The organism is Leptospira kirschneri serovar Cynopteri str. 3522 CT, assembly GCF_000243695.2.
GTDB classification, from domain to species: Bacteria; Spirochaetota; Leptospiria; order Leptospirales; family Leptospiraceae; genus Leptospira; species Leptospira kirschneri.
This window is the reverse complement of record NZ_AHMN02000003.1, coordinates 1-1,041: the sequence shown is the minus strand read 5'-3', so window position 1 is coordinate 1,041 and position 1,041 is coordinate 1. Positions and strand designations below refer to the sequence as shown.

The 1,041-nt window shown below is 37.1% G+C and carries 2 protein-coding genes; both read right to left on the bottom strand.

Annotated elements, in window-relative coordinates:
* Window positions 1-762 (bottom strand): relaxase/mobilization nuclease domain-containing protein (locus tag LEP1GSC049_RS223855; RefSeq protein ID WP_016560349.1); only part of this gene is annotated, 762 nt, incomplete at its 3' end.
* Window positions 762-1,041: hypothetical protein (locus LEP1GSC049_RS0204500; RefSeq protein WP_025186018.1), on the bottom strand; the 280-nt coding region annotated here is incomplete at its 5' end. The genes LEP1GSC049_RS0204500 and LEP1GSC049_RS223855, both read right to left, overlap by 1 nt.

Genomic DNA, 1,041 nt, shown 5'->3' with positions numbered 1-1,041 from the left:
TAATGACTTGGCTCGTGCCTTATTTCCACCTTGCTCATAAGTAATATTGCCTGTGCTTGTCATTCGACTAATCGTGATACCTTTCTGTTGTAACGCTCGCTCAAAATCATCTTTGCTTTTGATGTTCTTGTCTTTCCATATATCTTGCAAGTCCTGTCGGAGCGTATCTTTCCACGATTTAGCAAGATAATTCTCATCGGTTTTCTTGCTCGTTGGTTGCATGCCAGCGTGTCTTTCACGCTCATTCTTGATAGCCTTGCTTTGGTCTAACGTGCGTAACCCATATTTCTTACAAATTTCATCGTTAAGGCGGTATAAATCTTTGGTTAGAATGTCAGCACCTTTTGACACTTCAAGGCTCTTAGCATTTGAAATTCGCAATTTTTTGCCTGTTTCTGAATTAACGGAGTTAATAATCAAGTGATTGTGTAAATTATCGGTATCGTTGTGAGTTTCAACTACAACTTGATACCCTTTTTTCGCAAACACTTCTGCCAGTTCCTTGCCCATTTCGTGAACATCTTCCGCATTGTAAGATTGTTCGCCATGCTCATTGTCAAAAGATTGGACTATCCAATAATATTGCCTACCCTCTGTCTTATCAAAAAGCTCCTTTGTGAGTTGCATATCTTCCGCCCATTCCTCAGGGCGATCAATGTTGAATGTGGAGCATTCAACATTTCGCCCGTCACGTTCTAGGTAATCTTTAGCACCACCAAGAGAAGCCTTTCCGTTACTATTTCTAACTTTCAAAACTGCCATTATCTTAACTCCTTCAAAATCTCCGATAAGATAACTTTTGTTTCTGAAATTTCACGGAGCAAATTCATTCGGCTATTTTCTAAATTCTCTTTCACCTTTAATAGCTCTTCAAGTGAAATTAAATTATCTGGATATTGAGCAATGTAATTCAAAAAATCTCTGTTCAATTTCACTTGATAATTTCCTAATTTTGCCAAGTTAGAATTTAAAATTTTGAATTGTGAAATCGGTAAATCTTTGATGATTTTAGGCGGTCTATTCTCAATTAAATTTCTTACA